Raw genomic sequence first — 24,941 nt, 5'->3', positions numbered from 1 at the left:
ATGTTGAGCAAACATGTTTGAAATCAATCCTATTAAAAACCGCCTAAAGGACGTGTCTGAGCGCACTGATGTCCTGAGGGGGTACCTTTGACTATGACGCTAAGCAAGAGCGTCTAGAAGAAGTCAACGCAGAACTAGAACAGCCGGATGTATGGAACGAGCCTGAGCGTGCGCAAGCGCTAGGTAAAGAACGTTCTTCATTGGAAGCGGTTGTTGAAACGATTGATCAACTTGAGCAAGGTGTCGAAGACGTTGAAGGTCTTTTAGAGCTTGCTGTTGAAGAAGAAGATCAAGAGACGTTTGACGAGATCGAACCAGAATTGGCTGAACTTGAAGCGAAACTCGAGAAGCTTGAATTCCGTCGTATGTTCTCTGGCGACCATGACTCATCGGATTGCTACATTGACTTGCAGTCTGGTTCTGGTGGTACAGAAGCGCAAGACTGGACATCAATGATGTTACGTATGTACCTACGTTGGGCTGAAGCGAAAGGCTTTAAGACCGAGGTTATCGAAGTATCAGAAGGTGAAGTTGCTGGCCTTAAAGGCGCGACAGTCAAGATCTCTGGTGAGTACGCTTACGGTTGGTTACGTACTGAGACCGGTGTTCACCGCCTTGTTCGTAAGTCTCCATTCGATTCTAGTGGTCGTCGCCATACGTCGTTTGCTTCTGCGTTTATATACCCAGAGATTGATGACAACATTCAGATCGACATTAACCCTTCGGATCTTCGTATTGATGTTTACCGCGCATCTGGCGCGGGTGGTCAGCACGTAAACACCACTGAATCTGCGGTGCGTATTACTCACGTACCAACCAATACTGTGGTTCAGTGTCAGAATGACCGTTCTCAGCATAAGAACAAAGACCAAGCGATGAAGCAGCTTCGCGCCAAGTTATTTGAATTAGAGATTCAAAAGCAAAATGCTGAGAAGCAAGCCAATGAAGATGCGAAGTCTGATATCGGTTGGGGTAGCCAGATTCGTTCTTACGTTCTGGATGACTCACGTATTAAAGATTTACGTACTGGCGTTGAAAACCGCAATACTCAAGCGGTTCTTGACGGCGATCTAGACAAATTTATTGAAGCTAGCCTGAAATCAGGTCTTTAAGCTTTTCACCGAAAAAACTATTTTTCATATAGCAAGACAGGATACATCGAAAATGACTGATGCTGTTCAAAACGAAAACGTACAAGAAGGCTCTCTCCCTGAAGAGAACAAGCTAATTGCTGAGCGCCGCGCTAAACTGGATCATATCCGTCAGAGCTGCAAAGCAAATGGTCACCCAAATGACTTCCGTCGTGACGCACTAGCGGGCGACCTTCAAAAAGAGTTCGGTGAAAAGACTAAGGAAGAGCTGGAAGAGCTAAATCATGTAGTTGCAATTGCAGGTCGTGTAATGGCTAAGCGTGGTCCTTTCCTTGCGATTCAAGAAACATCGGGTCGTATCCAAGCGTACGCAGCGAAAGATGTACAAAAAGAGCTGAAAGAAAAGTACCAAGGTCTAGATATCGGTGACATCATCGGTGTTAAAGGTGCACTTCATAAGTCAGGTAAAGGCGATCTTTACGTGAACATGGAATCTTACGAGTTGCTAACTAAAGCACTTCGTCCACTTCCAGAGAAGTTCCACGGTCTAACTGACCAAGAGATGCGCTACCGTCAGCGTTACGTTGACCTAATCGTGAACCAAGATTCGCGTGAAGCATTCATCATTCGCTCTAAGCTTGTATCGGCTATTCGTAACTTCATGAGCTCAAAAGGCTACCTAGAAGTTGAAACGCCAATGATGCACGTGATCCCAGGTGGTGCAACGGCTCGTCCATTTATCACACACCACAATGCACTAGATATCGACATGTACCTACGTGTTGCTCCAGAGCTTTACTTGAAGCGTCTAGTTGTAGGTGGTTTTGACCGTGTATTCGAGATCAACCGTAACTTCCGTAACGAAGGTCTATCACCACGTCATAACCCAGAATTCACTATGATGGAATTCTACCAAGCGTACTCTGATTACAAAGATCTAATGGATCTGACTGAAGAGATGCTAAGCACAGTAGCAATGGATGTTCTTGGTTCAACATCTATGCCTTACGGTGATGAGACGGTAGAGTTTGGTGGTAAGTACGCGCGTCTAAGCATGTTTGATGCAATCAAGCAGTACAACCCTGAGCACGCTGAAATTCAAGCGCTTACAGAAGCCGATCTACAAGACCGCGACAAGATGGTAGCAATTGCTAAATCTGTACATGTTGAAGTTGAGTCTTTCTGGACATGTGGCCAGCTTCTTGAAGAGATCTTTGGTGAAACAGCTGAGCCTCAGCTAATTCAACCAACTTTCATCACAGGCTACCCAGCGGATATCTCTCCACTGGCTCGCCGTAGCGATGACAACCCGTTCTTTACTGACCGTTTTGAGTTCTTTATCGGTGGTCGTGAAGTTGCAAACGGCTTCTCAGAGCTTAACGATGCACAAGACCAAGATGAGCGTTTCAAAGCGCAAGTGAACGCAAAAGATGCGGGTGATGATGAAGCAATGTACTACGATGCAGACTACATTACTGCACTAGAACACGGCTTACCGCCAACGGCGGGTCAAGGTATTGGTATTGACCGCTTAGCGATGCTATTCACAAACACGCACACTATCCGTGACGTGATCCTATTCCCAGCGATGCGCCCACAAGCGTAAGTGCTGAGATAGACGATTCAAAAAAGCCATCTTCGGATGGCTTTTTTATTGTCTAAGAAATGATACCCTAGCAAAATATCATCCTGTAACCTACTGAAAACCAAAATAAAGCCGCAAATTTCTTTGAGACCACTCTCACTATGTATGGAAAAAGGCCGATTCAACCACTAGTCTTATTATTGAGACAGATTCTCTGGTCGAGTCTCTATAATGTAACCACATAAGTTGTTATGCGCTTTTGTGTGCACATTATTTACGTTATCAATAATAAGGAACTAGCTTCATGGGTAGTCAATTCCGGATGGATTCCGTTCCAGGCTCTTTGGTTGTAGTTGGAGGAACCTATGAGCCCTGGCTTTCAGTCTTAGAGCAAGTTGGTTGGAGATGTACTCAGTGCGGTGATTTACGTAAAGCGGATGAACTGTTTACTGAAACGGGTCCTTGTATCGGCATTGTGGATTTGAGCCACGACGAGTTTAGCTTAAACGGAATTGCTAACTTGGTGAGCAAACATAAGCAGGTTCGATGGTTAGCCTTTATTCGTGAGTCGCAACTGAGCTCAGATACTATCTGCCAGTTTATCGTTAACTTTTGTATCGACTTTTTCACTGCGCCAATTCCTGATGCGCAGTTATTAAGCACCATTGGTCACCAGCTTGGTATGCTTAAGCTAGAGAAAAAAGTGTGGCCTCACTATGGCAATCAAAGTGATATGGGGCTAATCGGTGATTCGATGCCTGTTAAGCGTCTGCGTGACCAAATCAAGCGTATTGGGCCTACTGATGTCAGCATTCTTATTTATGGTGAGAGTGGCACAGGTAAAGAAACAGTTGCTCGCGCCGTTCATCGTACCTCTGCCCGGGCAAATAAAGAGTTTATCTCGGTTAACTGTCGCGCGATGTCTGAGCGACGTATTGAGAGTGACTTATTTGGTATTAACCGTGAAGACGCGTCAGAACCGTCAATCCTAGAAAAAGCGCACGGTGGTACGATTCTGCTCAATGATATTCTTACCTTACCTAAATCTCAGCAGTTTAATTTATTGCGCTTCTTACAAGAGGGCACGGTGGATACTGCATCAGGTCGTAAAGAAGTGGATGTACGCGTGCTCGCTGCTAACTCGGCAGACATTGAAAAAGCCCTAATCGATGGTGATTTCAATGAAGAGCTTTATCACTATATCAATGTGCTGAGAATTAACGTCCCGAGTTTGAAAGAGCGAGCAGGGGACATCGTTATCTTAGCGCGCCATTTCTTACAGGAATATTCCAAAGAGTATAACGCTCAAGCACGTAGCTTCACTGAAGAAGCGGCACGTGCACTGACACGCTATCATTGGCCTGGTAACGTCCGTGAATTGATGAACCAAATTAAGCGAGTAGTATTGATGTCAGATACCGTGATGCTTGATGAGGTGAATCTTGATTTACCGAAACGCAGCGATAGTCGCCGCAGTTTGAAGAGCATTCGTGAGCGTAGTGAAAGAGATGCACTGCTGTTGGTGTTAGAGTCTCATTCAGGTCAAGTGTCGATGGCGGCCAAAGAGTTGGGGGTTTCGCGTGCAACAATGTATCGTTTGTTAAACAAACATAACCTTATCTCAGATATACCAGCCTAGCTGATTGATTTGTCGATAAAAAAGCCGCGCCATATCTTGCGCGGCTTTTTTATAAAATCAAGATTATCTGTCGGGGGTTGGATATTCCTTAGCTGAATATCTTATATCCAAAACATCGAAAAGGTTAATTCTAGGTAAAAAAATTGTTTTGGAATTTTATGCAATAAAGTGGTTGAAATATCACCTCTGATGCTTAGAATTTAACCATGAGCTCGGGCTCATACCCATCGAATTATTTTTGGATTAATACATTAGCTAGGAGGCGCACAATGAAACATATCACTGTTAACTCATTTATCCGTGCGTCTGTCGATCAAACCATTCCTGCAATGGGTACCAATAAGCACACCTCTGTTATGGCCGATCGAAAACTAGGTAATTTAGTGTAATTAATCCGTACCCTCTTAATTTTAATTGGCTGCGGAAAGGCAGCGAATTAAAAATCAATCTTTCTAGATTCGTTGATCTTTCCCCAGCATTTACTCAACTGGAGAAAACTCATGAGTCATTCTGTATATCTAAAGCTAGCCACCGTCTTAGTAAAGGCAGATCTTAAACGTGAAGAACGCGAATGGAAGCGTAAACTACGTCGCAGCACGTACGATATTCCATGGAACAATCCACACTTGCTAAAAGATATTGGCCTTGAACAAGATGGTCGTCCAATCGGTTTCAGCGAGCCTGATAGCGTTAAAGCCGAGCGTCGTATCCGCCATCTTCGTCGTGTACTCAGTGCGCGAATACTGACGTAACGAAAAGGGGCAGGTTGCTTCACCTGCCCCGAACTAACTCAATTACTGCCTACGATTAGTTAGACAGTTTATGGGCAAGGGTTGGAGTAAGTCGTCCCAATCTCTTGAATCCCTTGAAGCAGCTCATCCGTTAATACGACATCTAAACTATCAATATTTGATTTAAGTTGTTCAAGGTTTGTCGCTCCAATGATGTTGGATGCGACAAACGGCCTTTGATTGACAAACGCTAGCGCCATTTGAGCGGGATCTAAGCCATGCTCTCTTGCTAAATCAACATAGGCTTGTGTAGCTTGAATGCCTTGGGGCGTAAAATAACGTACGAAGCGTTCAAACAAAGAGCAGCGAGCACCTTCAGGGCGAGCCCCATCTAAGTATTTACCACTTAGGCAGCCAAACGCCAGCGGGGAGTAGGCTAACAGTTGAACCCCTTCATAGTGGCTAATTTCAGATAACCCGACTTCGAAGCTGCGATTGAGCAAATTGTATGGGTTTTGAATTGAGACAATTCTAGGTAACTCATGCTTTTCTGCGAGGCGCAATAAGGTCATTAAGCCCCAAGGCGTTTCATTAGACACGCCGATATAGCGAACTTTCCCCGCTTTGATAAGCTCAGCGAGCGCTTCCAAAGTTTCGATTAGCGTCACTTCTTCTTGTGAGTCTGGGTAAGGGTAATTGAGTTGACCAAAGCAGTTGGTTTGACGTTGAGGCCAGTGCAATTGATATAAGTCGACATAGTCGGTCTGTAAGCGTTTAAGGCTGTCATCAATGGCTAAGTGGATATTCTTCCTATCCAAGCTCATGTTATCTCGGATATACGGCACATTACGTGGACCAGCTACTTTCGTTGCGAGGACCACTTTCTCACGCTTGCCTGATTTTGCTAACCAATTACCGATATATTGCTCGGTCAATCCTTGCGTGGTCGCCTTTGGTGGAACCGGATACATTTCCGCGGTATCAATGAAATTTACACCACGCTCAAGGGCATAATCGAGTTGGCTAAAAGCTTCTTGCTCTGTGTTTTGCTCACCAAACGTCATCGTGCCAAGACAGATCTTACTTAGCTCAAGAGTCGAGTGAGGTAACTTATTGTATTGCATCGATCTTCCTTGTTATGGCTTTTGAAGTGATACCACTATAGGTGATCTTTCTTAGGTTAGAAAAGGTATCAGATAACAAATTCGCAAAATTTGATAAGTTGGCTAATACTGTTTTATGGAGGTGAATTATGCAAAAAAGTCAGTTAGATAAATGGATCCATGGACACCATAAAGACAGCTACCAGCCACCGAAGGTGTTTGTGATTGGTTGTTCCGATTTATCTCAGTATTTATTAGCCGTCGAATATAAACACAAGCTAGAGCCGATCAAAGTCGATGATGAACCGATCCATTTTGACTCGCTGGAGCTAGTGAAAGAAGAGCTATTACGGTTGGGAGTAGAGAGAGCTTATTTGCGTTTGCACAACGCCTATGATGAATTTGGTGTCGGCGATGGGCCGTTATATCACGATGTGGAACTGTCTCTGACGACGCATTAAATATAATGCTGCTCTAGAATACGAGCAGTAAATTGTGTTCTTAGGTAAAACCCTCTTGGGAGGGTTTTGATTGGTTTACCACTGGCCCCATACGCTTCGGTTAACACTCGGCTATTGGCCGCTTTAGGTCGCAGCTGGAGCATTTCCCCGTGTCGGGCATTGATCTGTTCGACACGGCCTAGAACGATCATTTCCATTAACTCTTCCCAGTCAGTTTTTAGCTGCAATTCTTCTTCTTCACTAGGTGACCAAATGAGTGGTGAGCCAACGCGTCGCTCAGCTAAGGGAATCTCTCGCTCTCCTTCAACTGGAACCCATAGGACACGAGACAGCTTATTTCTCACATGACTGGTTTCCCATGTTAAGCCGTGAACACCGACTAAAGGGGCAACACAAACAAAGGTGGTTTCTAAAGGCTTTCCTGAATAACTAATTGGGATGGTTTTCAATTCGATCCCTAGCTGCTCAAAGTCTTGAGTTGGTTTGCTCCCTGCTGTTGCCCCTAAGTGCCATTCGAGCAGTTGACCAACCCAGCCTTTATCGCGGCGAAGATCTGGCGGAACCTCGATCTTTGCTTCATCAGCGAGTTCTTGAAAGCTAATGCCTGCAATGTTGCTCGCTCGTTCAAGCAATTCTAGTTCTGACTGAGGTTCTGATTTCATGTGCCGTCAATTTATCTATGAATAGGGCGCTATTGTAGCGGAATCTATGCAAATTTCGAATCCGCTAAGATTGATCGTTATGTGCAAAAGATCATCACTTAACGGGTTATCCACAGGCTCGGCAATAAAATAGTCTATATTTGTTAGCTATGTATAAATTAACAGTATTTTCTTGGTGATAAAATACTTGTTTTTTCAAGTTATTACTCAGTTCGTTGTAAGTCAGTGTGGATAAATGCAGTGTTGATTGATCTTTAACCGATCTGTGTGAGGCTTGTATTTTTTAGATCTTATGCATCAAATAATGTGTTTGTTTTTCTGTAATTTACTGTTTTAAAAGATATAATTTATTTTTCTTGTTGACTGTAAATCCATCGCACTTCAAGCGTGTTCGTTTATTGATCACTTTCTCATTGATTCTTCACATAGTTATACACAGAAAAGGTGAATAAATGTGGGCTATGTCTCACATACGTGTGAGTAACCTCTTATTTGATTAAAAGTTATTCATTATTTAAGAGGAAGGTAATATTTTTTGTGTGAGTCACACTAGTAAGTTTGCTCCTACTGGGGATATGTGGAAAAATCACTGTAATTAAGAATTTATTAGAGGTTGGCCAGTGATAGATGGCGATGGTTACCGCTTAAATGTGGGAATTGTAATCTGTAACAGCCATGGTCAGGTCTTCTGGGCAAAACGATACGGACAACACTCTTGGCAGTTCCCGCAAGGCGGAATTGATGAAGGTGAAACCCCTGAACAAGCAATGTACAGGGAGTTGTATGAAGAGGTTGGTCTGACTAAGAAAGATGTCAAAATCGTTGCGACAAGTCGTCATTGGTTAAGGTATAAACTACCAAAACGACTTGTACGTTGGGATTCTAAACCTGTTTGTATCGGCCAAAAACAGAAATGGTTTCTACTGCGCTTAGATTGTGATGAGTCACGGATCAATATGCAGCGAGGTAGTTCCCCTGAATTTGATGGTTGGCGTTGGGTAAGTTACTGGTATCCAGTGCGACAAGTGGTCTCTTTTAAGCGTGATGTATATCGACGCGCAATGAAAGAGTTTGCATCGATGGCGATGCCATTTAAAGAACGCAGAGTCAAAGGTAAACGTAAACACCGAAGAGGGTAGACATGCTTTCTCAGCTAAGGGACATAGTTGAACAAGTATCTAAAGTAGATGAGGTTCATCAGGCTTTAGATATTCTAGTAAAGCAAACATGCAGTGCCATGAACACTGAGTGTTGTACTGTCTATCTTGCCAATGAAGAAATGCAGCGCTTAGAGTTAATGGCGACTCAGGGGCTGCGTTTCAAAGGTGATAAGATCCATATTCGGTTCAGTGAAGGTTTGGTTGGTTTAGTTAAACGTAGTGCTGAACCTTTGAATCTCGCTGAGGCGTCTAAACACCCCAAATTTAAATACTTCTCAGAGCTAGGTGAAGAGATTTACCAAAGCTTTCTCGGTACGCCGATTATTTACCGTAAGCAGGTGCTTGGGGTATTGGTCGTCCAGCAAAAATCACCGCGCCTGTTTAATGAAATGGAAGAGTCCTTTTTGGTGACTCTTGCTGCTCAGCTTGCGGTTATCATCGCTCATGCGCAAACCCAAGGTCACTGGCGTTTAGAGAAAAAACAGCAAGCGATCCGTGGTGTACCAGCCTCCTCTGGAGTCGCTATTGGTGAGCTGTGGTGGGATGACACTCAGCCAGAGCTCTCTAATGTCTATCCTGCTTCCACACTTGATGTTGAACGTGAACAAGAGTGGTTACTGCTGGCCATCGAAGAGGCGTTGGGCGATTTTCGTCGGATGCGCAAAAAATTAGACAGTGAAATTAACAAAGATGCACTGGCTATTTTTGACCTTTTTACTCACTTACTAAATGACCCGATGCTGCGCAAAGACTTAAAAGCGCAGATTCAAAAAGGCGATCGTGCTGACTGGGCGCTTCGTCAAGTGGTTGAGTCTTACTCTAACCGTTTTGCTCGCATGTCGGACGTTTACCTACGCGAACGAGCTCAAGACATTCGTGAATTGGGCCAGCGCTTATTGTTCTTTTTGCACAATACCGCACAAGATCGTCAGGTTATTGAAAAACCAGTCATTCTGGTGGTTCGAGAGTTAACGGCAAGCTTACTTGCCTCGGTGCCTAAAGAGAAACTGCTCGCGGTCATCTCGCTCGAGGGCGCGGCCAATTCCCATGCTGCAATCTTATCCCGAGCGCTGGGGATTCCAGCTGTTATGGGCGCTAACCTTAATCCTAAGGTGATTAAGGGCAAATTGGGCGTGGTCGATGGCTACAGCGGTAAGATCCTCATTTCACCCAATAAACAGCTGCTGCGTGAGTATCGTTCACTGGCTAATCAAGAGCGCGAGTTAGCCAACAAGGTTAATCAACGCATCGAAGAGCCAGCGTTTACTAAAGATGGCGAGCGGGTCGAAGTGATGCTCAATGCCGGCTTAAGTGCCGATGCTAATATTGCCATCAACCAAGGTGTTGATGGGGTGGGGCTGTATCGTACGGAAATATCCTTCTTACTTCAGCATCGCTTTCCATCTGAAGAAGAGCAAACTCAGCAGTATCAAGCGGTAATGAACAGCTACCCCGACAAGCGCGTGGTGATGCGTACCCTTGATGTTGGTGGTGATAAGGCATTGCCATATCTGCCAATCGAAGAAGACAACCCATTTTTGGGATGGCGTGGCATTCGTTTTACCTTAGATCACCCGGATATCTTCTTGATGCAGATTCGCGCCATGATGCGTGCTAGCGCCAATCATCAAAACCTGAGTATTCTGTTGCCAATGGTCTCTGGTGCACAGGAGTTGGATGATGCGATTGAGCTGATAGAGCGCGCGTATGAGGAAATCTCTGAGATTGATGAGCGCGTTCGCATGCCAGAAATTGGCGTGATGCTTGAAGTCCCTTCGATGATCTACTTGTTGCCATTGATTGCGAGTAAAGTGGATTTTGTTTCAATTGGTACCAATGACTTAACCCAATATCTATTGGCTGTAGATCGCAACAATGCCCGAGTGGCAGATGTTTACGAATCCATGCACCCTTCAGTAATTATGGCGTTAAGTCATATTCATAAAAGTTGTCAGCAATTGAAGTTGCCGGTATGTATATGTGGTGAATTGGCCGGTGATCCGATTGGCGCACTACTTATGGTCGGTTTAGGCTACCGTAGCCTGAGTATGAATACCTCAAACGTGGCCAAAGTGAAATATCTGCTGCGCCATACTGACGTAAACGAACTTGAAGCTCTTGCTGACAAAGCGCTGATACAGCCTTATGGTCATGACATATATACTATGATGCAGACATTTTTCGAAGATAAGGGCTTTGCTGGCTTTATCCGTGCTGGTAATAAGTAAGGTTGTTTGTGTTAATTGAATTAGTTCTCGCATTTATGGTGCTTGGTGCCTTCGTCGGTGTGATGGCTGGGCTATTGGGCATCGGCGGCGGTTTGATCGTTGTTCCAGCGCTGCTATTTTTGTTACCTATGGCAGGGATTGACCCTAGTATCAGCATGCACATTGCGTTGGCGACGTCTCTTGCAACCATCATTGCAACTTCGGGTTCATCTGCTTTGAATCACTTCAGACTCGGTAATGTTGATATGTATGTTGTGAAGTGGTTAATGCCAGGCGTTGTGGTCGGCGGCTTCTTAGGGGCTAAAGTTGCAGAATGGATACCTTCTCAATACCTACCTAAAGTGTTTGGTGTGATTGTTTTATGTCTCGCTGTGCAAATGCTGTTTTCACTGAAAGGTAAGGTTGCTAAAACCATGCCTAGTAATGCAGTCACTATGGGGATTGGTACTGGAATTGGCATGATTTCCAGCCTAGCGGGTATCGGTGGTGGCTCTTTGTCGGTGCCTTTTCTTAATCGCCACGGTATTGAAATGCGTAAAGCGGTCGGTTCCTCGTCTGTTTGCGGTTGTATGATTGCGATCTCAGGCATGCTAGGTTTTATTATGCATGGTTATAAGGTCGAGTCTTTACCTGCGTACAGCATAGGCTACGTATACCTTCCTGCACTTATCGCTATTGCTTCGACGTCTATGTTGATGACTCGAACTGGAGCGAAATTGGCGACATCTTTACCAACCCCAACTTTGAAAAAAATATTTGCGCTGTTTTTAATGTGTGTTGCTGGAACTATGTTGCTGTAAGGCACTCTCATCTATACGCTTCATGATTATCTAAACTTAATAAGAGTAAAAGTCCTATGTCTCAGGGATACCTTTCCTTTCCTAATATAGACCCTGTATTGGTCTCTATTGGCCCCCTTTCTATTCGTTGGTACGGTTTAATGTACCTAGTGGGTTTTGCTTTCGCTCTTTGGTTAGCAAACCGACGCGCAGATCAGCCTGATAGCGGTTGGACAAGAGAACAAGTTTCAGACTTACTTTTTGCCGGCTTCCTCGGTGTAGTGATTGGTGGTCGAGTTGGCTACGTGCTGTTCTACAACTTTGAGCTGTTCCTACAAGATCCTATCTACCTATTTAAGGTATGGACGGGGGGGATGTCATTCCATGGCGGATTGCTGGGTGTGATTACGGCGATGTTCTGGTATGCGCATAAAAATGGCCGAACCTTCTTTGGTGTGGCTGACTTTATCGCTCCGCTAGTGCCATTTGGTTTAGGCATGGGTCGTCTCGGTAACTTTATGAACAGCGAGCTTTGGGGCCGTGTGACTGATGTGCCTTGGGCATTTGTCTTCCCTAATGGTGGCCCACTGCCACGTCACCCTTCACAGTTATATGAAATGTTCCTAGAAGGGATTGTACTGTTCTTCATCTTGAACTGGTTTATTAAGAAGCCTCGTCCTCTTGGCGCAGTATCAGGGCTATTCTTGGCAGGATATGGTACATTCCGATTCCTAGTAGAATATGTACGTGAACCTGATGCTCATTTAGGTCTGTTTGGTGGGTTTATCTCAATGGGACAAATCCTATCTCTACCTATGGTGATCATTGGTATTTTGATGATGGTTTGGGCGTACAAGCGTGGCCATTACAAAGACGAGTTACCACAACAAACGAAGTAAGGAATTGGTGTGAAACAGTATTTAGATCTCTGTCAGCGTATCGTTGACCAAGGTGAGTGGGTAGAAAATGAACGCACAGGCAAACGCTGCCTAACCGTGATTAATGCCGATCTAACTTACGATGTAGCAAACAACCAGTTTCCTTTGGTGACAACCCGTAAGAGCTTCTGGAAAGCAGCAGTCGCTGAGTTACTTGGTTATATCCGCGGTTACGATAATGCCGATGATTTTCGTAAACTAGGTACTAAGACTTGGGATGCCAATGCCAACCTGAATGATGCCTGGCTGAATAACCCTTTGCGTAAGGGTGAAGACGACATGGGACGCGTGTACGGTGTACAAGGTCGTGCTTGGGCTAAACCAGATGGCGGTCATATCGATCAGTTACGTAAGATTGTTGATGATCTGACTCGTGGCGTTGACGACCGTGGTGAAATTCTTAATTTCTACAACCCAGGTGAGTTCCATATGGGCTGTTTACGCCCTTGTATGTACAGCCATCACTTTTCGCTATTAGGTGACACTCTGTACTTAAACAGTACTCAGCGCTCATGTGATGTTCCTCTAGGCCTTAACTTCAATATGGTTCAGGTTTACGTGTTTCTTGCGATTATGGCGCAGATCACGGGTAAGAAGGCGGGTCAGGCCTTCCACAAGATTGTCAATGCGCATATCTATGAAGATCAGCTAGAGCTTATGCGTGATGTTCAACTCAAGCGTGAGCCACTAAAGGCTGCGACTTTCCATATCAACCCAGAGATTAAGTCTCTTGAAGATTTAGAAACCTGGGTAACATTGGATGACTTCTGGGTCGAAGGTTACGAGCACCACGAAGCGATTAAGTATCCGTTCTCGGTATAACGAACAAGTTTAATTGTCTAAGCCGCCTTTCATAGGCGGCTTTTTTGTAGGTGATGGAGTGGGCTGCGCCCTATAAAACGCTTTGCTATGAGAACACTGCGTTCCGAGAATAGAGAGAGAACTTCGTCCTTCAAGAGGAGTTGAACCTGTCATTCCATAGAGTGACGAAGGAGCGAGTAGGGAATCTCAATAAGCCTTTGGCTCGCTTTCGTCCAAACACAAAAAAGCCCGCTACCTAAGTAGCGGGCTTTCAATAAGCGATGGTTTTAGTATTAAGCTGTCAGCGCTAGGATAGTACCTGGCAGCGCTACAAATACTGCTAGAAGGTAACCTGCAACGACTGCTTTGTTCTTCACTGCCATATCAGAGATAAAGTCAGCGGCTTTTACTGGTAGTTCACGTAGGAACGGGATGCCGTAGATGAATACTGTTGCCATGATGTTGAACACTAGGTGTACTAGAGCAATCTGTAAGGCGAATACTGCGAACTCGCCAGACACCGCTGTTGCTGCTAGTAGAGCCGTAATACATGTACCGATGTTTGCACCAAGAGTGAACGGGTAAACATCACGTACTTTAAGAACGCCTGAACCAACCAGTGGAACCATTAGACTTGTTGTCGTAGAAGAAGACTGAACAAGTACTGTTACCACAGAGCCAGATACGATGCCGTGAATTGGACCACGACCGATTGCATTCTTCAGGATTTCACGAGCACGGCCAACCATTAGACTCTTCATTAGTTTACCCATCACTGTGATTGCAACGAAGATTGTTGCGATACCCAGAACGATAAGTAGAACGCCACCAACTTGGTCACCGAATGTTGCTAGTGGCTCTTTAACAGCACTTACAACTGGCTTAGTAATTGGTTTGATGAAGTTTAGGCCTTTGATGCTCATATCACCTGTTGCTAGGAATGGAGAAACTAGCCAGTGTGAGATCTTATCAAGAATGCCGAACATCATTTCTAGAGGTAGGAAAATGGCTACCGCTAGTAGGTTGAAGAAGTCGTGAATCGTCGCACTTGCAAATGCGCGTTTAAATTCTTCTTTGCAGCGAACGTGGCCTAGAGAAACTAGTGTGTTCGTTACTGTTGTACCGATGTTTGCACCCATAACCATTGGGATTGCAGTTTCCACCGGAAGACCGCCGGCTACTAAGCCCACGATAATGGAAGTTACTGTACTTGAAGACTGGATAAGTGCGGTTGCAACTAAACCGATCATCAAACCTGCTACAGGGTGAGAGGCAAATTCAAATAGAACTTTAGCTTGATCGCCAGTTGCCCATTTGAAACCACTGCCTACCATAGATACCGCTAGAAGTAGCAGATACAACATGAATGCCAAGTTAGCCCAGCGCAACCAGCGAGTAGTGCTCGAAATCGGCGCCGCTGTAGTAGTAGCTTGGTTCATAATCATTTTCTCCGTGGACCGTTAATGTCTTTGTTTTGGTCTGTTGTTGAAACTGAGGCCGATGTTAGAGGGGAAATATTTCAGTAATATTACAGTTGTGTGTAATGGTTTTTTTTTTGCTCGGGTGATGAGTTTTTGTGTGTAATTGGAAATTTACATTACCTTTAAAGTGTTGAATTTTAAATGCTTTGTTTGTTGTTTTTGGCCGATTAAAAGGTGTGACGAGAATCGAAAAAAAACACAAAAAATTTAGCGTGAGTAGAAGTTTATGACAGCGAATTGTCATATTATAAAATCAAAATTCGGTAAAACTTAATTAAATCGCCAATTAGCACTAGTTTTGTCGAGTTATTGTTGTCATGGTTTGCTTCTGATATAACCATCGTATTCGCTTAACAAGAGTATCTGTTGATGTCGCACTTAAACTATAACCACCTTTATTACTTTTGGATGGTGTGCAAACAGGGATCAGTCACCAAAGCGGCTGATGCACTATTCCTGACCCCGCAAACTGTCACTGGGCAGATTAAAGCATTAGAAGAGCGTATGGAGGGTAAGCTGACTAAGCGAAATGGCCGCAGTTTAGAGCCAACAGAGCTTGGACAGCTAGTGTTTAAATACGCTGACCGTATGTTTGGTTTGAGCTACGAGATGCTGGATATCGTTAATTACAGCCAACGCTCGAACATCCTGTTTGATATCGGTGTAGCAGATGCGTTGTCAAAGCGCTTAGTCAGCAAGATCTTAATGACCACAGTGCCGGATGATAACAGCATTCATCTGCGTTGCTTTGAGTCCACCCACGAAATGCTACTTGAGCAGCTTGCTCAACATAAATTGGATATGATCTTGTCAGATTGTCCGGTTGATTCGAGTCAAAGCCCTGGTTTGTATAGTAAAAAGCTTGGCGAGTCGAACATGAGCTTCTTCTGCTCTGGTAATGTCGACAACGTCAGTTTCCCTGCGGTACTAGAGCAAAGAAAATTGCTGATCCCTGGCAGCCGGACTGCGATGGGGCGTAAAGTGTTGCAGTGGTTTGATCGCCAAGGCTTAAAGCCGAATATCTTAGGTGAGTTTGATGACGTCGCATTGATGAAATCATTTGCTCGCTACCACCATGATGTGATCTTCTTAGCGCCTTCTATATACGTAACAGAGGTTGAGAGTGACCTCCCTCTACAGTTGATTGGTCATATCGAAGAGTTGAAAGAAGAGTACTACGTCATCTTTGCAGAACGAATGATTCAACACCCTGCAGTGAAGAATGTTTGTGATGCAGACTTCACAACCTTGTTTAATTAAGAACCTTTTTCATTTGAACAAATAGATTAGTTGTAACAATTCGATTAGTATTTGAAATACTCTCGTTAAATTTCATTACTTAAATTGTGGTTATATAGTTTGGTTGTGGGATAGCGAGAGGTAATCCTTGTTGTTAGATAGTTTTAGGGGTAGTAGCCGATGAATTTACAAGAGATGGAAAAAAACTCTGCACAGGCGGTAGTACTACTTAAGGCGATGGCAAATGAACGTCGCCTACAGATTCTGTGTTTGCTGCATAACCAAGAACTGTCAGTCGGAGAGCTGTGCAGTAAGCTTGAACTAAGCCAATCGGCACTTTCTCAGCACCTTGCATGGTTAAGGCGTGATGGGTTAGTGAATACTCGTAAAGAAGCGCAGACGGTTTACTACACTTTGAGTAGTGAAGAAGTGAAGGCGATGATCCAGTTATTGCACGATCTCTACTGCAGCGAGTAAATAGTGTGGGTTTGAGTAGAAAACCTGAATTTTGGATATAAAAAAACCGGCGCAAGCCGGTTTTTTCTTTCACTGTATAATCAGAGTTCTAATTAAAGAGCTTTGATTGCAGCAGCGAAACGAGACTTATGACGAGCAGCTTTATTCTTGTGAATAAGGCCTTTAGTTGCCATACGGTCTAGGATTGGTGTAACTGTAGCAAATGCTTCAGTTGCAGCAGCTTTGTCGCCAGCTTCGATAGCAGCAACAGTTTTCTTCATGTAAGTACGCATCATTGAGCGACGGCTAGCGTTGTGCTGACGACGTTTCTCAGCCTGGATAGCGCGCTTCTTAGCAGATTTACTATTTGCCAAGGGTCTAACTCCCAAAAACTTAGTTCAGTGACAATTTAAGGGCGAGGAATATCCCCTATTTGCTCTTAAATGTCAAATAATTTGTGCAAAAACCAATCGAGCCAAACAAATTTTGGAATGAAAGGTCTTCACGGTTAAGATGGCGGGGATTCTAACAGTATTTTTTTTTCAATGCTAATACTAATCTGCTCTGGTTATGACATTCCTAGTGTAAAGTAAGGCAAAATTTTTAAATCCCGAGGTTATTGTGAGTAAACGTCTACTCAAGTCAGGCATGATTGTAAGTGCCATGACATTGATTTCTCGCGTTTTAGGCTTAGTGCGAGACGTTGTTGTTGCCAATTTAATGGGGGCAGGGGCGAGCGCTGATGTCTTCTTCTTTGCTAACAAAATTCCTAACTTTCTGCGTCGCTTATTTGCAGAAGGGGCATTTTCACAAGCCTTTGTTCCAGTATTAACTGAGAGCCATGCGGCTGGGGACATGGACAAAACCCGTGAGCTGATCGCTAGAGCGGCGGGTACTCTCGGGGTGATTGTCTCTATTGTTACGTTACTTGGCATTTTAGGCTCTGGTGTAGTGACGGCGATGTTCGGTTTTGGCTGGTTCCTTGATTGGATGAATGGCGGGCCTTCAGCAGAAAAATTTGAGCTAGCGAGCTTTATGCTCAAAATTACCTTCCCGTATTTGTGGTTCATTACCTTTGTCGCTCTGTCGGGAGCGATACTCAACACCATGGGTAAGTTTGCGGTCTCTTCTTTTACGCCTGTCTTCCTCAATGTCATGATCATTTTGTCGGCATGGTATATCGCACCTCAGTTAGACCAGCCAGAAATTGGTCTCTCCATCGGTGTGTTCCTTGGCGGCCTCGTGCAGTTCTTGTTCCAGATTCCCTTCCTTATTAAAGCAGGCGTCATGGTTAGGCCAAAGTGGGGGTGGCGCGATCCTGGTGTTGTCAAAATTCGCACTCTGATGATTCCAGCTCTGTTTGGTGTGTCAGTGAGTCAAATTAACCTTTTGTTTGATACCTTCATTGCCAGTTTCTTACAAACTGGCTCAATCAGTTGGCTTTATTACTCAGACCGTTTATTGGAGTTCCCTCTAGGTCTGTTCGGTATTGCGATTGCGACAGTAATCCTTCCTGCGCTGTCGCGTAAACACGTTGATGCGCAAAGTGACGGCTTCGCCCAGACTATGGACTGGGGCGTGCGTATGGTGACGCTGCTTGGTATTCCAGCGATGTTGGGGTTGATGGTTCTCGCTAAACCCATGCTGATGGTGCTATTTATGCGTGGTGAATTTAGCCCGCAAGATGTTCAGTTTGCATCGATGTCTTTGGTTGCTTACGCATCAGGCCTATTAAACTTCATGCTGATCAAAGTATTAGCGCCGGGATATTACTCTCGACAAGACACCAAAACTCCAGTTAAGTACGGCATTATCGCTATGGTCACCAATATGGTGTTCAATGCTATCTTTGCCTGGTTCTATGGTTATGTGGGCTTGGCTATCGCGACTGCGCTGTCTGCCTTCGTCAATATGTCATTACTCTATCGTGGTTTGCATCTCGCTGGGGTGTACAAGCTAACACGTAGAACCATCACCTTTATTATCAAGTTAGTGATTGCTGGTGGCTTAATGGTCGCTGCTATATTGTGGCAATTAGAAGACATGTCTGTTTGGCTCACTTGGAGCTTTGTTGAGCGGGCGACGGGACTGGTGATGTTGATTGGATTAGGTGCTGCGGCTTATCTAGTAACCTTGCTCCTTTTAGGTGTTCGGTTAAAAGACTTAAAAGCAGCGACAGAGTGAACCTGATTAGTATATAATCCGTCAGTTTTACGCAACATGACTCTTTTTCGAAGAGTAATTAATACAAAGATAGGTTTTTAGCGGTTTCCAATGGAATTGATCCGAGGCATTCATAACATCAAATCACACCATCAAGGGTGTGTATTGACGATCGGAAACTTCGATGGTGTGCACTTAGGCCACCAAGAAGTATTACGCCAAGTGTCTGAGCAGGCAAGCGTATTGGGTTTACCGTCAACGGTGATGACCTTTGATCCTCAGCCTTTGGAATTGTTTGCTAAAGATAAAGCGCCAGCACGTTTAACTCGCTTAAGAGATAAATATGTCCAGTTGAGTAAGCTCAACATTGAAAGGCTGCTTTGTGTTAATTTTAACCATAGGTTTGCCAACCAAAGTGCTGATGAATTTATTAGTGACTTGTTGGTGAAGCGTTTGGGTGTTAAGTTTCTCGTCGTAGGTGATGACTTTTGCTTTGGCCGTGGCCGTGAAGGCAACTTTGCAATGTTGCAAAAAGCGGGCAAACAGTATGGCTTTGAAGTCGTGAGTACTCAAAGTTTTCGTTTGGAACAACTGCGAGTTAGCAGCACTGCCATCCGTAAAGCATTAGCGAAAGATAAGCTTTACGCCGCAGCAGAAATGCTAGGGCGAGATTATAGTATTAGCGGCCGTGTATCACATGGTCGCAAATTAGGTCGTACGATCGGCTTTCCTACGGCGAATATTCCCCTAAAGCGTTGCGTATCTCCTGTCTCTGGTGTGTATACCGTTGAGGCTCTTGGCCTTGGTGAACAACCAATAGGAGGCGTGGCGAACATTGGTAACCGACCAACCGTAAATGGGGTTCGCCAACAACTAGAAGTACATCTATTCGACTTTAAAGCCAATTTATATGGTAAACAGCTAGAAATTGTACTTTTAGATAAGATTCGAGATGAGCATAAATTTGAATCATTCGAAGCTTTAAAACAACAAATTGAATTGGATGCTGAAGCAGCAAGGGTGTGGCTGCGTCAGCGTAAAGACCAAGCGGTTTAGTTCGCTGCTTGGCATAATGTCTAACTGTCACCCAACACAACGGAATTAAGAATCGATGAGTGAGTATAAAGATACCCTGAACCTTCCTGAAACAGGGTTTCCGATGCGCGGCAATCTGGCGAATCGCGAGCCAGAAATGCTTAAGCGTTGGTACAAAGAAGACCTTTACGGTGAGATCCGTAAAGCGAAGAAAGGCAAAAAATCTTTCGTTCTGCATGATGGCCCTCCATACGCAAATGGTGACATCCACATTGGTCACGCACTAAACAAGATTCTTAAAGACATTATTATTAAATCCAAAACACTTTCTGGTTTTGATGCACCGTACATTCCTGGTTGGGACTGTCACGGTCTACCAATTGAACTAATGGTAGAAAAGAAAAAAGGCAAACCAGGCCAAAAAATCTCTGCGGCAGAATTCCGTGAAGAGTGTCGTAAGTACGCGGCAGGTCAGGTTGAAGGTCAAAAAGAGAGCTTCAAACGCCTAGGTATCATGGGTGAGTGGGATAAGCCATACCGCACTATGGACTTCGGTACCGAAGCAAACATCATCCGTGCGCTAGGTAAAATCGCCGATAACGGCCACCTGCTAAAAGGCTTCAAGCCTGTTCACTGGTGTACTGACTGTGGCAGTGCGCTTGCTGAAGCGGAAGTTGAATACAAAGATAAAGTGTCGCCATCTATTGATGTGAAATTCACAGCAGCAGATGAAGCCGCTCTTCTGGCTAAATTTAACCTAGCAGAAGGTCACGAAGGCCAAGGCGATATTTCTATCGTTATTTGGACTACTACGCCATGGACACTGCCAGCAAACCGCGCAGTATGTCTACGTGATGATCTGGAATACGTTCTTATCCAAGTGGAAGCAAATGGTGAGCAAGCAGCGCAACGTATCATCGTCGCGTCTGAGCTAGCGAAAGACGTAATGGATCGTGCTGGTATTGAGCACTTCCACAACCTTGGTTTTGCTACGGGCTCAGATCTTGAACTGACTCAGTTCAACCACCCATTCTACGACTTCACAGTGCCAGCTATCCTTGGCGATCACGTGACGACTGAATCAGGTACAGGTGTCGTTCACACTGCACCAGGCCATGGTCAAGAAGACTTTGTGGTTGGTAAGAAATACGACCTAGAAATCGCAAACCCAGTAGGCTCTAACGGTGTTTACCTACCTGACACAGAGCTATTTGCTGGTCAGCACGTCTTCAAAGCGAATGATTCAGTACTTGAAGTACTGAAAGAGAAAGGCGCACTACTACACCACCACGCTTACGAGCACAGCTATCCACATTGTTGGAGACACAAAACTCCAATCATCTTCCGTGCAACACCACAGTGGTTCGTATCTATGGACCAAGCTGGCCTACGTGCAAAAGCACTAGAGTCAATCAAGGGTGTTGAGTGGATGCCTGAGTGGGGTCAAAGCCGTATCGAAGGTATGGTTGAAGGTCGCCCAGAGTGGTGTATCTCTCGTCAACGTACTTGGGGTGTGCCAATCGCTCTATTCGTTCATAAAGAAACAGCAGAGCTTCACCCGAACACAATTGAACTGGTTGAGAAAGTCGCTCAGCTAGTTGAAGAGAAAGGCATTCAAGCATGGTGGGATGTGGAAATCGCAGACCTACTAGGCGAAGAAGCAGACAAGTACGAGAAAGTACTTGATACACTAGACGTATGGTTCGATTCAGGTGTGACTCACTACTCAGTGGTTGATGCTCGTGAAGAGTACAACGGTGCAAGCGCAGACCTATACCTAGAAGGTTCTGACCAACACCGCGGTTGGTTCCAATCTTCACTGATCTCATCTATCGCGATGAAAGGTGAAGCGCCATACAAACAAGTACTCACACACGGTTTCGTGGTTGATGGTCACGGCCGTAAGATGTCTAAATCTATCGGTAACGTAGTTGCGCCAAAAGATGTAACTAACAAGCTAGGTGCAGATATCCTACGTCTATGGGTTGCGTCTACAGACTACACTGGTGAAGTAGCAGTATCTGATGAAATCTTGAAGCGCAGCGCAGATGCATACCGTCGTATCCGTAACACGGCACGTTTCTTCCTAGCGAACCTAAGCGGCTTTAACCCTGAGACAGATATCGTTCCTGCAGAAGAGATGGTGGCACTTGACCGTTGGGCTGTAGGTCGTGCACTGGCTGCGCAAGAAGAGATTGTTAAAGCGTACGGTGAGTACAACACGCACGCAGTAACACAGCGTCTAATGCAGTTCTGTTCGATTGAAATGGGTTCATTCTACCTAGACGTGATCAAAGACCGTCAGTACACAGCGAAACTGGGTGGTCACGCTCAACGTAGTTGTCAGACGGCGCTTTACTACATTGTAGAAGCTCTTGTTCGTTGGATGGCGCCAATCATGTCATTCACCGCAGACGAAATCTGGAACGAAATGCCTGGTGAGCGCGATAAGTTCGTCTTCACTGGTGAGTGGTTCGAAGGCCTATTCGGTCTTGCTGAAGGCGAAGAGCTCAATAACGAATTCTGGGCAGAGATGCAAACGGTTCGTGGTGGCGTGAACAAGCTGCTAGAAGATGCGCGTAAAGACAAGACGATCGGTGGTTCACTACAAGCAGAAGTAACCCTATACGCAGATGATGCGCTAGCGGCGAAAATCAACAAACTTGAAGATGAACTACGCTTTGTTCTTCTAACGTCTGCAGCAACAGTGAAGCCTCTAAGCGAGAAGACAGAAGCTGCCCAAGCAACTGACGTTGAAGGCCTGTTCGTAGAAGTCGCAGCAACGGCAAACGAGAAGTGTGACCGTTGTTGGCACCACACGCCAGACGTAGGCACAATCGAAGGTCACGAGAAGATCTGTGGTCGCTGTGCAACTAACGTTGATGGTGAAGGTGAAGTTCGTAAATTCGCATAATTGCTCGTCATTCTTGGCGTTGTAGCTGCGTTGACTACATTGACTCGCTCCATCACATAGGACAACTATGCTCAGGAGCCTCGTAAATTTGTCGCCTTGCTACAACGTCAATAATTTAGAGCAACTAGTAGTTGAACTTTATTGAAATATTATAGCCCCAGTACATACTGGGGTTATTTTTAGGCTCCATTGTTAGGGCTCATTTTTTAGGGGATAGAATGTCAAATATTCCATTAAAACAATCAGGTGTACGTTGGCTTTGGCTAGCGATCGTTATCTTCTTAGCTGATATTGGTATCAAGTTGTTTGTGATGGACAACATGGGTTATGGCTGGGCAAATCGTATCGAAGTGCTACCGTTCTTTAACCTGCTGTATGTGCACAACTACGGCGCAGCATTTAGCTTCCTAAGTGATCAAGCAGGCTGGCAGCGTTGGCTGTTTACGGGTATTGCCTTTGCGGTAACCGGTATGCTGACGTACTGGATGAGCAAACTACCAGCAAAAGAGAAGTGGAATAATATTGCTTATGCGATGATTATTGGTGGCGCTGTAGGTAATGTGTTTGACCGTGTAGTGCATGGGTTTGTTGTCGATTACCTAGACTTCTTCTGGGGTGATTACCACTGGCCTGCATTCAATCTGGCGGATACCACGATTTGTATCGGCGCAGCCATGATTATTCTTGATGGCTTTCGTAACAAAGAAGAAGCCAAAGCGTAATTCGTGATTGATCAAATAACCTTAAGCGCTGTTGGTTGATTCCGGTGGCGCTTTTTAGTATACCCGTCATATTTGAAGCTGCAGCGTTGTTGACTGCGATAATTCCCCCTAATCACATAGCGCACTATGCTCATAGGGTTGAATTATCTTGTCGCCTAGCTGCAACTCCAACTATTTAGGGTATACACCTATAAAACTAGAATGACTTCAAGGAAGCAGTAACGTGACGACAATTGCCCAAGATTCAGCAGTGACTCTGCATTTTACCATTAAAATGAAAGACGGTTCGGTTGCAGACAGTACCCATAATATGGGTAAACCAGCAAAGCTTGTGATCGGCGATGGCAGCTTAAGTGCAAACTTTGAGCAGTGCTTAGTCGGTTTAAAGACTGGTGACCAAAAAGCGATTGAGCTTAAAGCGGAAGACGCGTTTGGTATGCCAAATCCTGATCACGTCCACCACATGGACCGCGCAAAGTTTGTCGGTGATGCTGAGGTTGAAGTTGGTACTATAATGGCCTTCTCTGGCCGTGATGGTATGGAGATCCCAGGCATTATTACCGAAATCGCCGGTGATTCAGTAACAGTAGACTTCAACCATCCACTTGCAGGGCAAGATGTGACTTTTGAAGTTGAGATTTTGTCAGTAGAATAAGCGCCCAAAGAAGAAAACGACTCCATGAGCAATGAAATGAAAATTAAGTTAGCTAACCCTCGCGGTTTTTGTGCCGGTGTAGATCGTGCCATCAGCATCGTTGAGCGTGCTTTAGAAATGTACCAACCACCGATATATGTACGCCACGAAGTGGTACATAACCGTTTTGTTGTGGAAGGGTTAAAGCAGCGCGGGGCTATCTTTGTTGAAGAGTTAAGTGAAGTGCCAGATGACAACATCGTTATCTTCTCTGCTCATGGTGTATCTCAGGCAGTACGCAAAGAAGCCAAAGCTCGTGACTTAACCGTGTTTGATGCAACTTGTCCGCTTGTGACTAAGGTTCATATGGAAGTAGCTCGTGCGAGTCGCAAGCATATGGAAGTCGTCTTAATTGGTCATGCTGGTCACCCTGAAGTTGAAGGCACTATGGGTCAATACGCCAGTGATGAAGGCGGTATGTACTTGGTTGAAAGACCAGAAGACGTACTTAAGTTGAAAGAGTTGGTGAAAGATCCAAGCCATCTGCATTACGTAAGCCAAACTACGTTATCCGTTGATGAAACGGCAGATGTGATTGAAGAGCTGCGTCGCGTATTCCCTGATATTCAAGGTCCACGTAAAGACGATATCTGTTATGCGACACAAAACCGCCAAGATGCGGTGCGTGAAATGGCAACAGACGTAGATGTGGTGATTGTTGTTGGTTCTAAAAACTCATCGAATTCGACTCGTTTAAAAGAGCTGGCCGAAAAGCTAGGTACGCCAGGTTACTTAACGGATTGCCCTGAAGATATCGAACCGAAATGGTTCGAAGGTAAAGTTAAGGTTGGCGTTACTGCTGGCGCCTCTGCACCAGAAGAGCTTGTGAATCAAATCTTAGGTCGTATTAAAGATCTGGTTGGTACTCGCTCAGTAGAAGAGATTCAAGGCCGTGAAGAGAACATGTTCTTTGAAGTGCCTAAAGAGTTGCAAATTAAGCAAGTTGATTAAGGGTTAACTCTTACTTAAGGCCAGCATTTATTGCTTAATGCCATTCGGATAAGCGCTAACGCTTATACCTAAACGGATATTTGGTCGGAACAAAGAGGACTGAACGTG

22 protein-coding genes are annotated in these 24,941 nt (G+C 44.8%); 18 read left to right on the top strand and 4 right to left on the bottom strand.

The features are described from left to right. Positions 1-13: 13 nt before the first annotated feature. The 4 genes from prfB to ACHUFZ_RS15360 all read left to right on the top strand — a co-directional run bounded on the left by prfB (position 14) and on the right by ACHUFZ_RS15360 (position 5,067). A protein-coding gene (gene prfB / locus ACHUFZ_RS15375) for a peptide chain release factor 2 (RefSeq protein WP_394127834.1) occupies positions 14-1,112 on the top strand; the annotation gives its coding sequence in 2 pieces (ribosomal slippage) (positions 14-88 and positions 90-1,112; 1,098 coding nt in all). A 52-nt stretch (positions 1,113-1,164) separates the two neighbouring features. Continuing rightward, the gene (lysS, locus tag ACHUFZ_RS15370) at positions 1,165-2,697 is read left to right on the top strand and encodes a lysine--tRNA ligase (RefSeq protein ID WP_394127833.1); all 1,533 of its coding nucleotides are present in this window, start codon (positions 1,165-1,167) and stop codon (positions 2,695-2,697) included. Positions 2,698-2,980: 283 nt separating this feature from the next. Further along, positions 2,981-4,315 (top strand): cyclic-di-GMP-binding transcriptional regulator VpsR, encoded by a 1,335-nt coding sequence (vpsR, locus tag ACHUFZ_RS15365; RefSeq protein ID WP_134835998.1) that lies wholly within the window; start codon positions 2,981-2,983, stop codon positions 4,313-4,315. A 500-nt stretch (positions 4,316-4,815) separates the two neighbouring features. Next, a complete protein-coding gene (locus ACHUFZ_RS15360; protein ID WP_394127832.1) occupies positions 4,816-5,067 on the top strand; it encodes a DUF1127 domain-containing protein in 252 nt (83 codons plus the stop codon). 68 nt (positions 5,068-5,135) lie between these two features. Here the strand turns inward: ACHUFZ_RS15360 and ACHUFZ_RS15355 are convergent, their stop codons facing one another. Further along, complete coding sequence (locus tag ACHUFZ_RS15355; RefSeq protein WP_394127831.1) at positions 5,136-6,170, bottom strand: NADP(H)-dependent aldo-keto reductase; 1,035 nt, start codon at positions 6,168-6,170, stop codon at positions 5,136-5,138. Between the two features lie 128 nt (positions 6,171-6,298). Between ACHUFZ_RS15355 and ACHUFZ_RS15350 the strand changes: the two genes are divergently transcribed. After that, entirely contained in the window at positions 6,299-6,610 is a 312-nt protein-coding gene (locus ACHUFZ_RS15350; RefSeq protein WP_134835995.1) for a DUF6482 family protein, read from the top strand. On the opposite strand, the gene mutH is transcribed toward ACHUFZ_RS15350, so the two are convergent. Further along, the gene (gene mutH / locus ACHUFZ_RS15345) at positions 6,607-7,272 is read right to left on the bottom strand and encodes a DNA mismatch repair endonuclease MutH (RefSeq protein ID WP_134835994.1); all 666 of its coding nucleotides are present in this window, start codon (positions 7,270-7,272) and stop codon (positions 6,607-6,609) included. The two genes, ACHUFZ_RS15350 and mutH, sit on opposite strands and share 4 nt — an antisense overlap. Positions 7,273-7,892: 620 nt before the next feature. Here mutH and rppH point away from each other — a divergent pair. Genes rppH through ACHUFZ_RS15320 form a run of 5 tightly spaced genes read left to right on the top strand, consistent with a single transcriptional unit; the run spans position 7,893 to position 13,199 of the window. After that, on the top strand, positions 7,893-8,411 hold the full coding sequence (rppH, locus tag ACHUFZ_RS15340) for an RNA pyrophosphohydrolase (RefSeq protein WP_006878813.1): 519 nt from the start codon (positions 7,893-7,895) through the stop codon (positions 8,409-8,411). Between the two features lie 2 nt (positions 8,412-8,413). Beyond that, positions 8,414-10,660: a phosphoenolpyruvate--protein phosphotransferase gene (ptsP, locus tag ACHUFZ_RS15335; RefSeq protein ID WP_394127830.1), complete on the top strand. Its 2,247-nt coding sequence runs from the start codon at positions 8,414-8,416 to the stop codon at positions 10,658-10,660. A gap of 35 nt (positions 10,661-10,695) precedes the next feature. After that, entirely contained in the window at positions 10,696-11,460 is a 765-nt protein-coding gene (locus tag ACHUFZ_RS15330) for a sulfite exporter TauE/SafE family protein (RefSeq protein ID WP_394127947.1), read from the top strand. A 56-nt stretch (positions 11,461-11,516) separates the two neighbouring features. Beyond that, positions 11,517-12,338, top strand: a complete 822-nt coding sequence (gene lgt, locus ACHUFZ_RS15325) for a prolipoprotein diacylglyceryl transferase (protein WP_053441204.1) — start codon at positions 11,517-11,519, stop codon at positions 12,336-12,338. A 9-nt stretch (positions 12,339-12,347) separates the two neighbouring features. After that, positions 12,348-13,199 carry a thymidylate synthase gene (locus ACHUFZ_RS15320; RefSeq protein WP_394127829.1) on the top strand — a complete coding sequence of 284 codons (852 nt, stop codon included), beginning with the start codon at positions 12,348-12,350 and terminating at the stop codon, positions 13,197-13,199. Positions 13,200-13,471: 272 nt separating this feature from the next. Here ACHUFZ_RS15320 and ACHUFZ_RS15315 read toward each other — a convergent pair whose 3' ends face one another. Next, on the bottom strand, positions 13,472-14,617 hold the full coding sequence (locus tag ACHUFZ_RS15315; RefSeq protein ID WP_134835986.1) for a Na/Pi symporter: 1,146 nt from the start codon (positions 14,615-14,617) through the stop codon (positions 13,472-13,474). A 411-nt stretch (positions 14,618-15,028) separates the two neighbouring features. Between ACHUFZ_RS15315 and nhaR the strand changes: the two genes are divergently transcribed. Both nhaR and ACHUFZ_RS15305 read left to right on the top strand, forming a co-directional pair. Further along, positions 15,029-15,919 (top strand): transcriptional activator NhaR, encoded by an 891-nt coding sequence (gene nhaR, locus ACHUFZ_RS15310; RefSeq protein ID WP_134835985.1) that lies wholly within the window; start codon positions 15,029-15,031, stop codon positions 15,917-15,919. Between the two features lie 159 nt (positions 15,920-16,078). Continuing rightward, positions 16,079-16,375, top strand: a complete 297-nt coding sequence (locus ACHUFZ_RS15305) for an ArsR/SmtB family transcription factor (protein ID WP_053441210.1) — start codon at positions 16,079-16,081, stop codon at positions 16,373-16,375. Positions 16,376-16,467: 92 nt separating this feature from the next. Here ACHUFZ_RS15305 and rpsT read toward each other — a convergent pair whose 3' ends face one another. Beyond that, complete coding sequence (gene rpsT / locus ACHUFZ_RS15300; RefSeq protein WP_004410238.1) at positions 16,468-16,728, bottom strand: 30S ribosomal protein S20; 261 nt, start codon at positions 16,726-16,728, stop codon at positions 16,468-16,470. A gap of 247 nt (positions 16,729-16,975) precedes the next feature. On the opposite strand from rpsT, the gene murJ reads away from it, so the two are divergent. The 6 genes from murJ (at position 16,976) to ispH (ending at position 24,833) form a co-directional block, all read left to right on the top strand. After that, positions 16,976-18,538 carry a murein biosynthesis integral membrane protein MurJ gene (gene murJ, locus ACHUFZ_RS15295; protein ID WP_394127828.1) on the top strand — a complete coding sequence of 521 codons (1,563 nt, stop codon included), beginning with the start codon at positions 16,976-16,978 and terminating at the stop codon, positions 18,536-18,538. A 90-nt stretch (positions 18,539-18,628) separates the two neighbouring features. Beyond that, positions 18,629-19,573: a bifunctional riboflavin kinase/FAD synthetase gene (gene ribF, locus ACHUFZ_RS15290; RefSeq protein WP_394127827.1), complete on the top strand. Its 945-nt coding sequence runs from the start codon at positions 18,629-18,631 to the stop codon at positions 19,571-19,573. Between the two features lie 55 nt (positions 19,574-19,628). After that, positions 19,629-22,466 carry an isoleucine--tRNA ligase gene (gene ileS, locus ACHUFZ_RS15285; RefSeq protein ID WP_394127826.1) on the top strand — a complete coding sequence of 946 codons (2,838 nt, stop codon included), beginning with the start codon at positions 19,629-19,631 and terminating at the stop codon, positions 22,464-22,466. Between the two features lie 218 nt (positions 22,467-22,684). Next, complete coding sequence (gene lspA, locus ACHUFZ_RS15280; protein WP_394127825.1) at positions 22,685-23,188, top strand: signal peptidase II; 504 nt, start codon at positions 22,685-22,687, stop codon at positions 23,186-23,188. A 223-nt stretch (positions 23,189-23,411) separates the two neighbouring features. Then, positions 23,412-23,843, top strand: a complete 432-nt coding sequence (gene fkpB / locus ACHUFZ_RS15275; protein ID WP_394127824.1) for an FKBP-type peptidyl-prolyl cis-trans isomerase — start codon at positions 23,412-23,414, stop codon at positions 23,841-23,843. Between the two features lie 24 nt (positions 23,844-23,867). Next, the gene (ispH, locus tag ACHUFZ_RS15270; RefSeq protein WP_394127823.1) at positions 23,868-24,833 is read left to right on the top strand and encodes a 4-hydroxy-3-methylbut-2-enyl diphosphate reductase; all 966 of its coding nucleotides are present in this window, start codon (positions 23,868-23,870) and stop codon (positions 24,831-24,833) included. Positions 24,834-24,941 lie beyond the last annotated feature (108 nt).

The organism is Vibrio hepatarius (assembly GCF_043642085.1).
Taxonomy (GTDB): Bacteria; Pseudomonadota; Gammaproteobacteria; order Enterobacterales; family Vibrionaceae; genus Vibrio; species Vibrio hepatarius_C.
The sequence above is the reverse complement of the archived record's forward strand: the minus strand, read 5'-3'. Positions and strand labels throughout refer to the sequence as shown.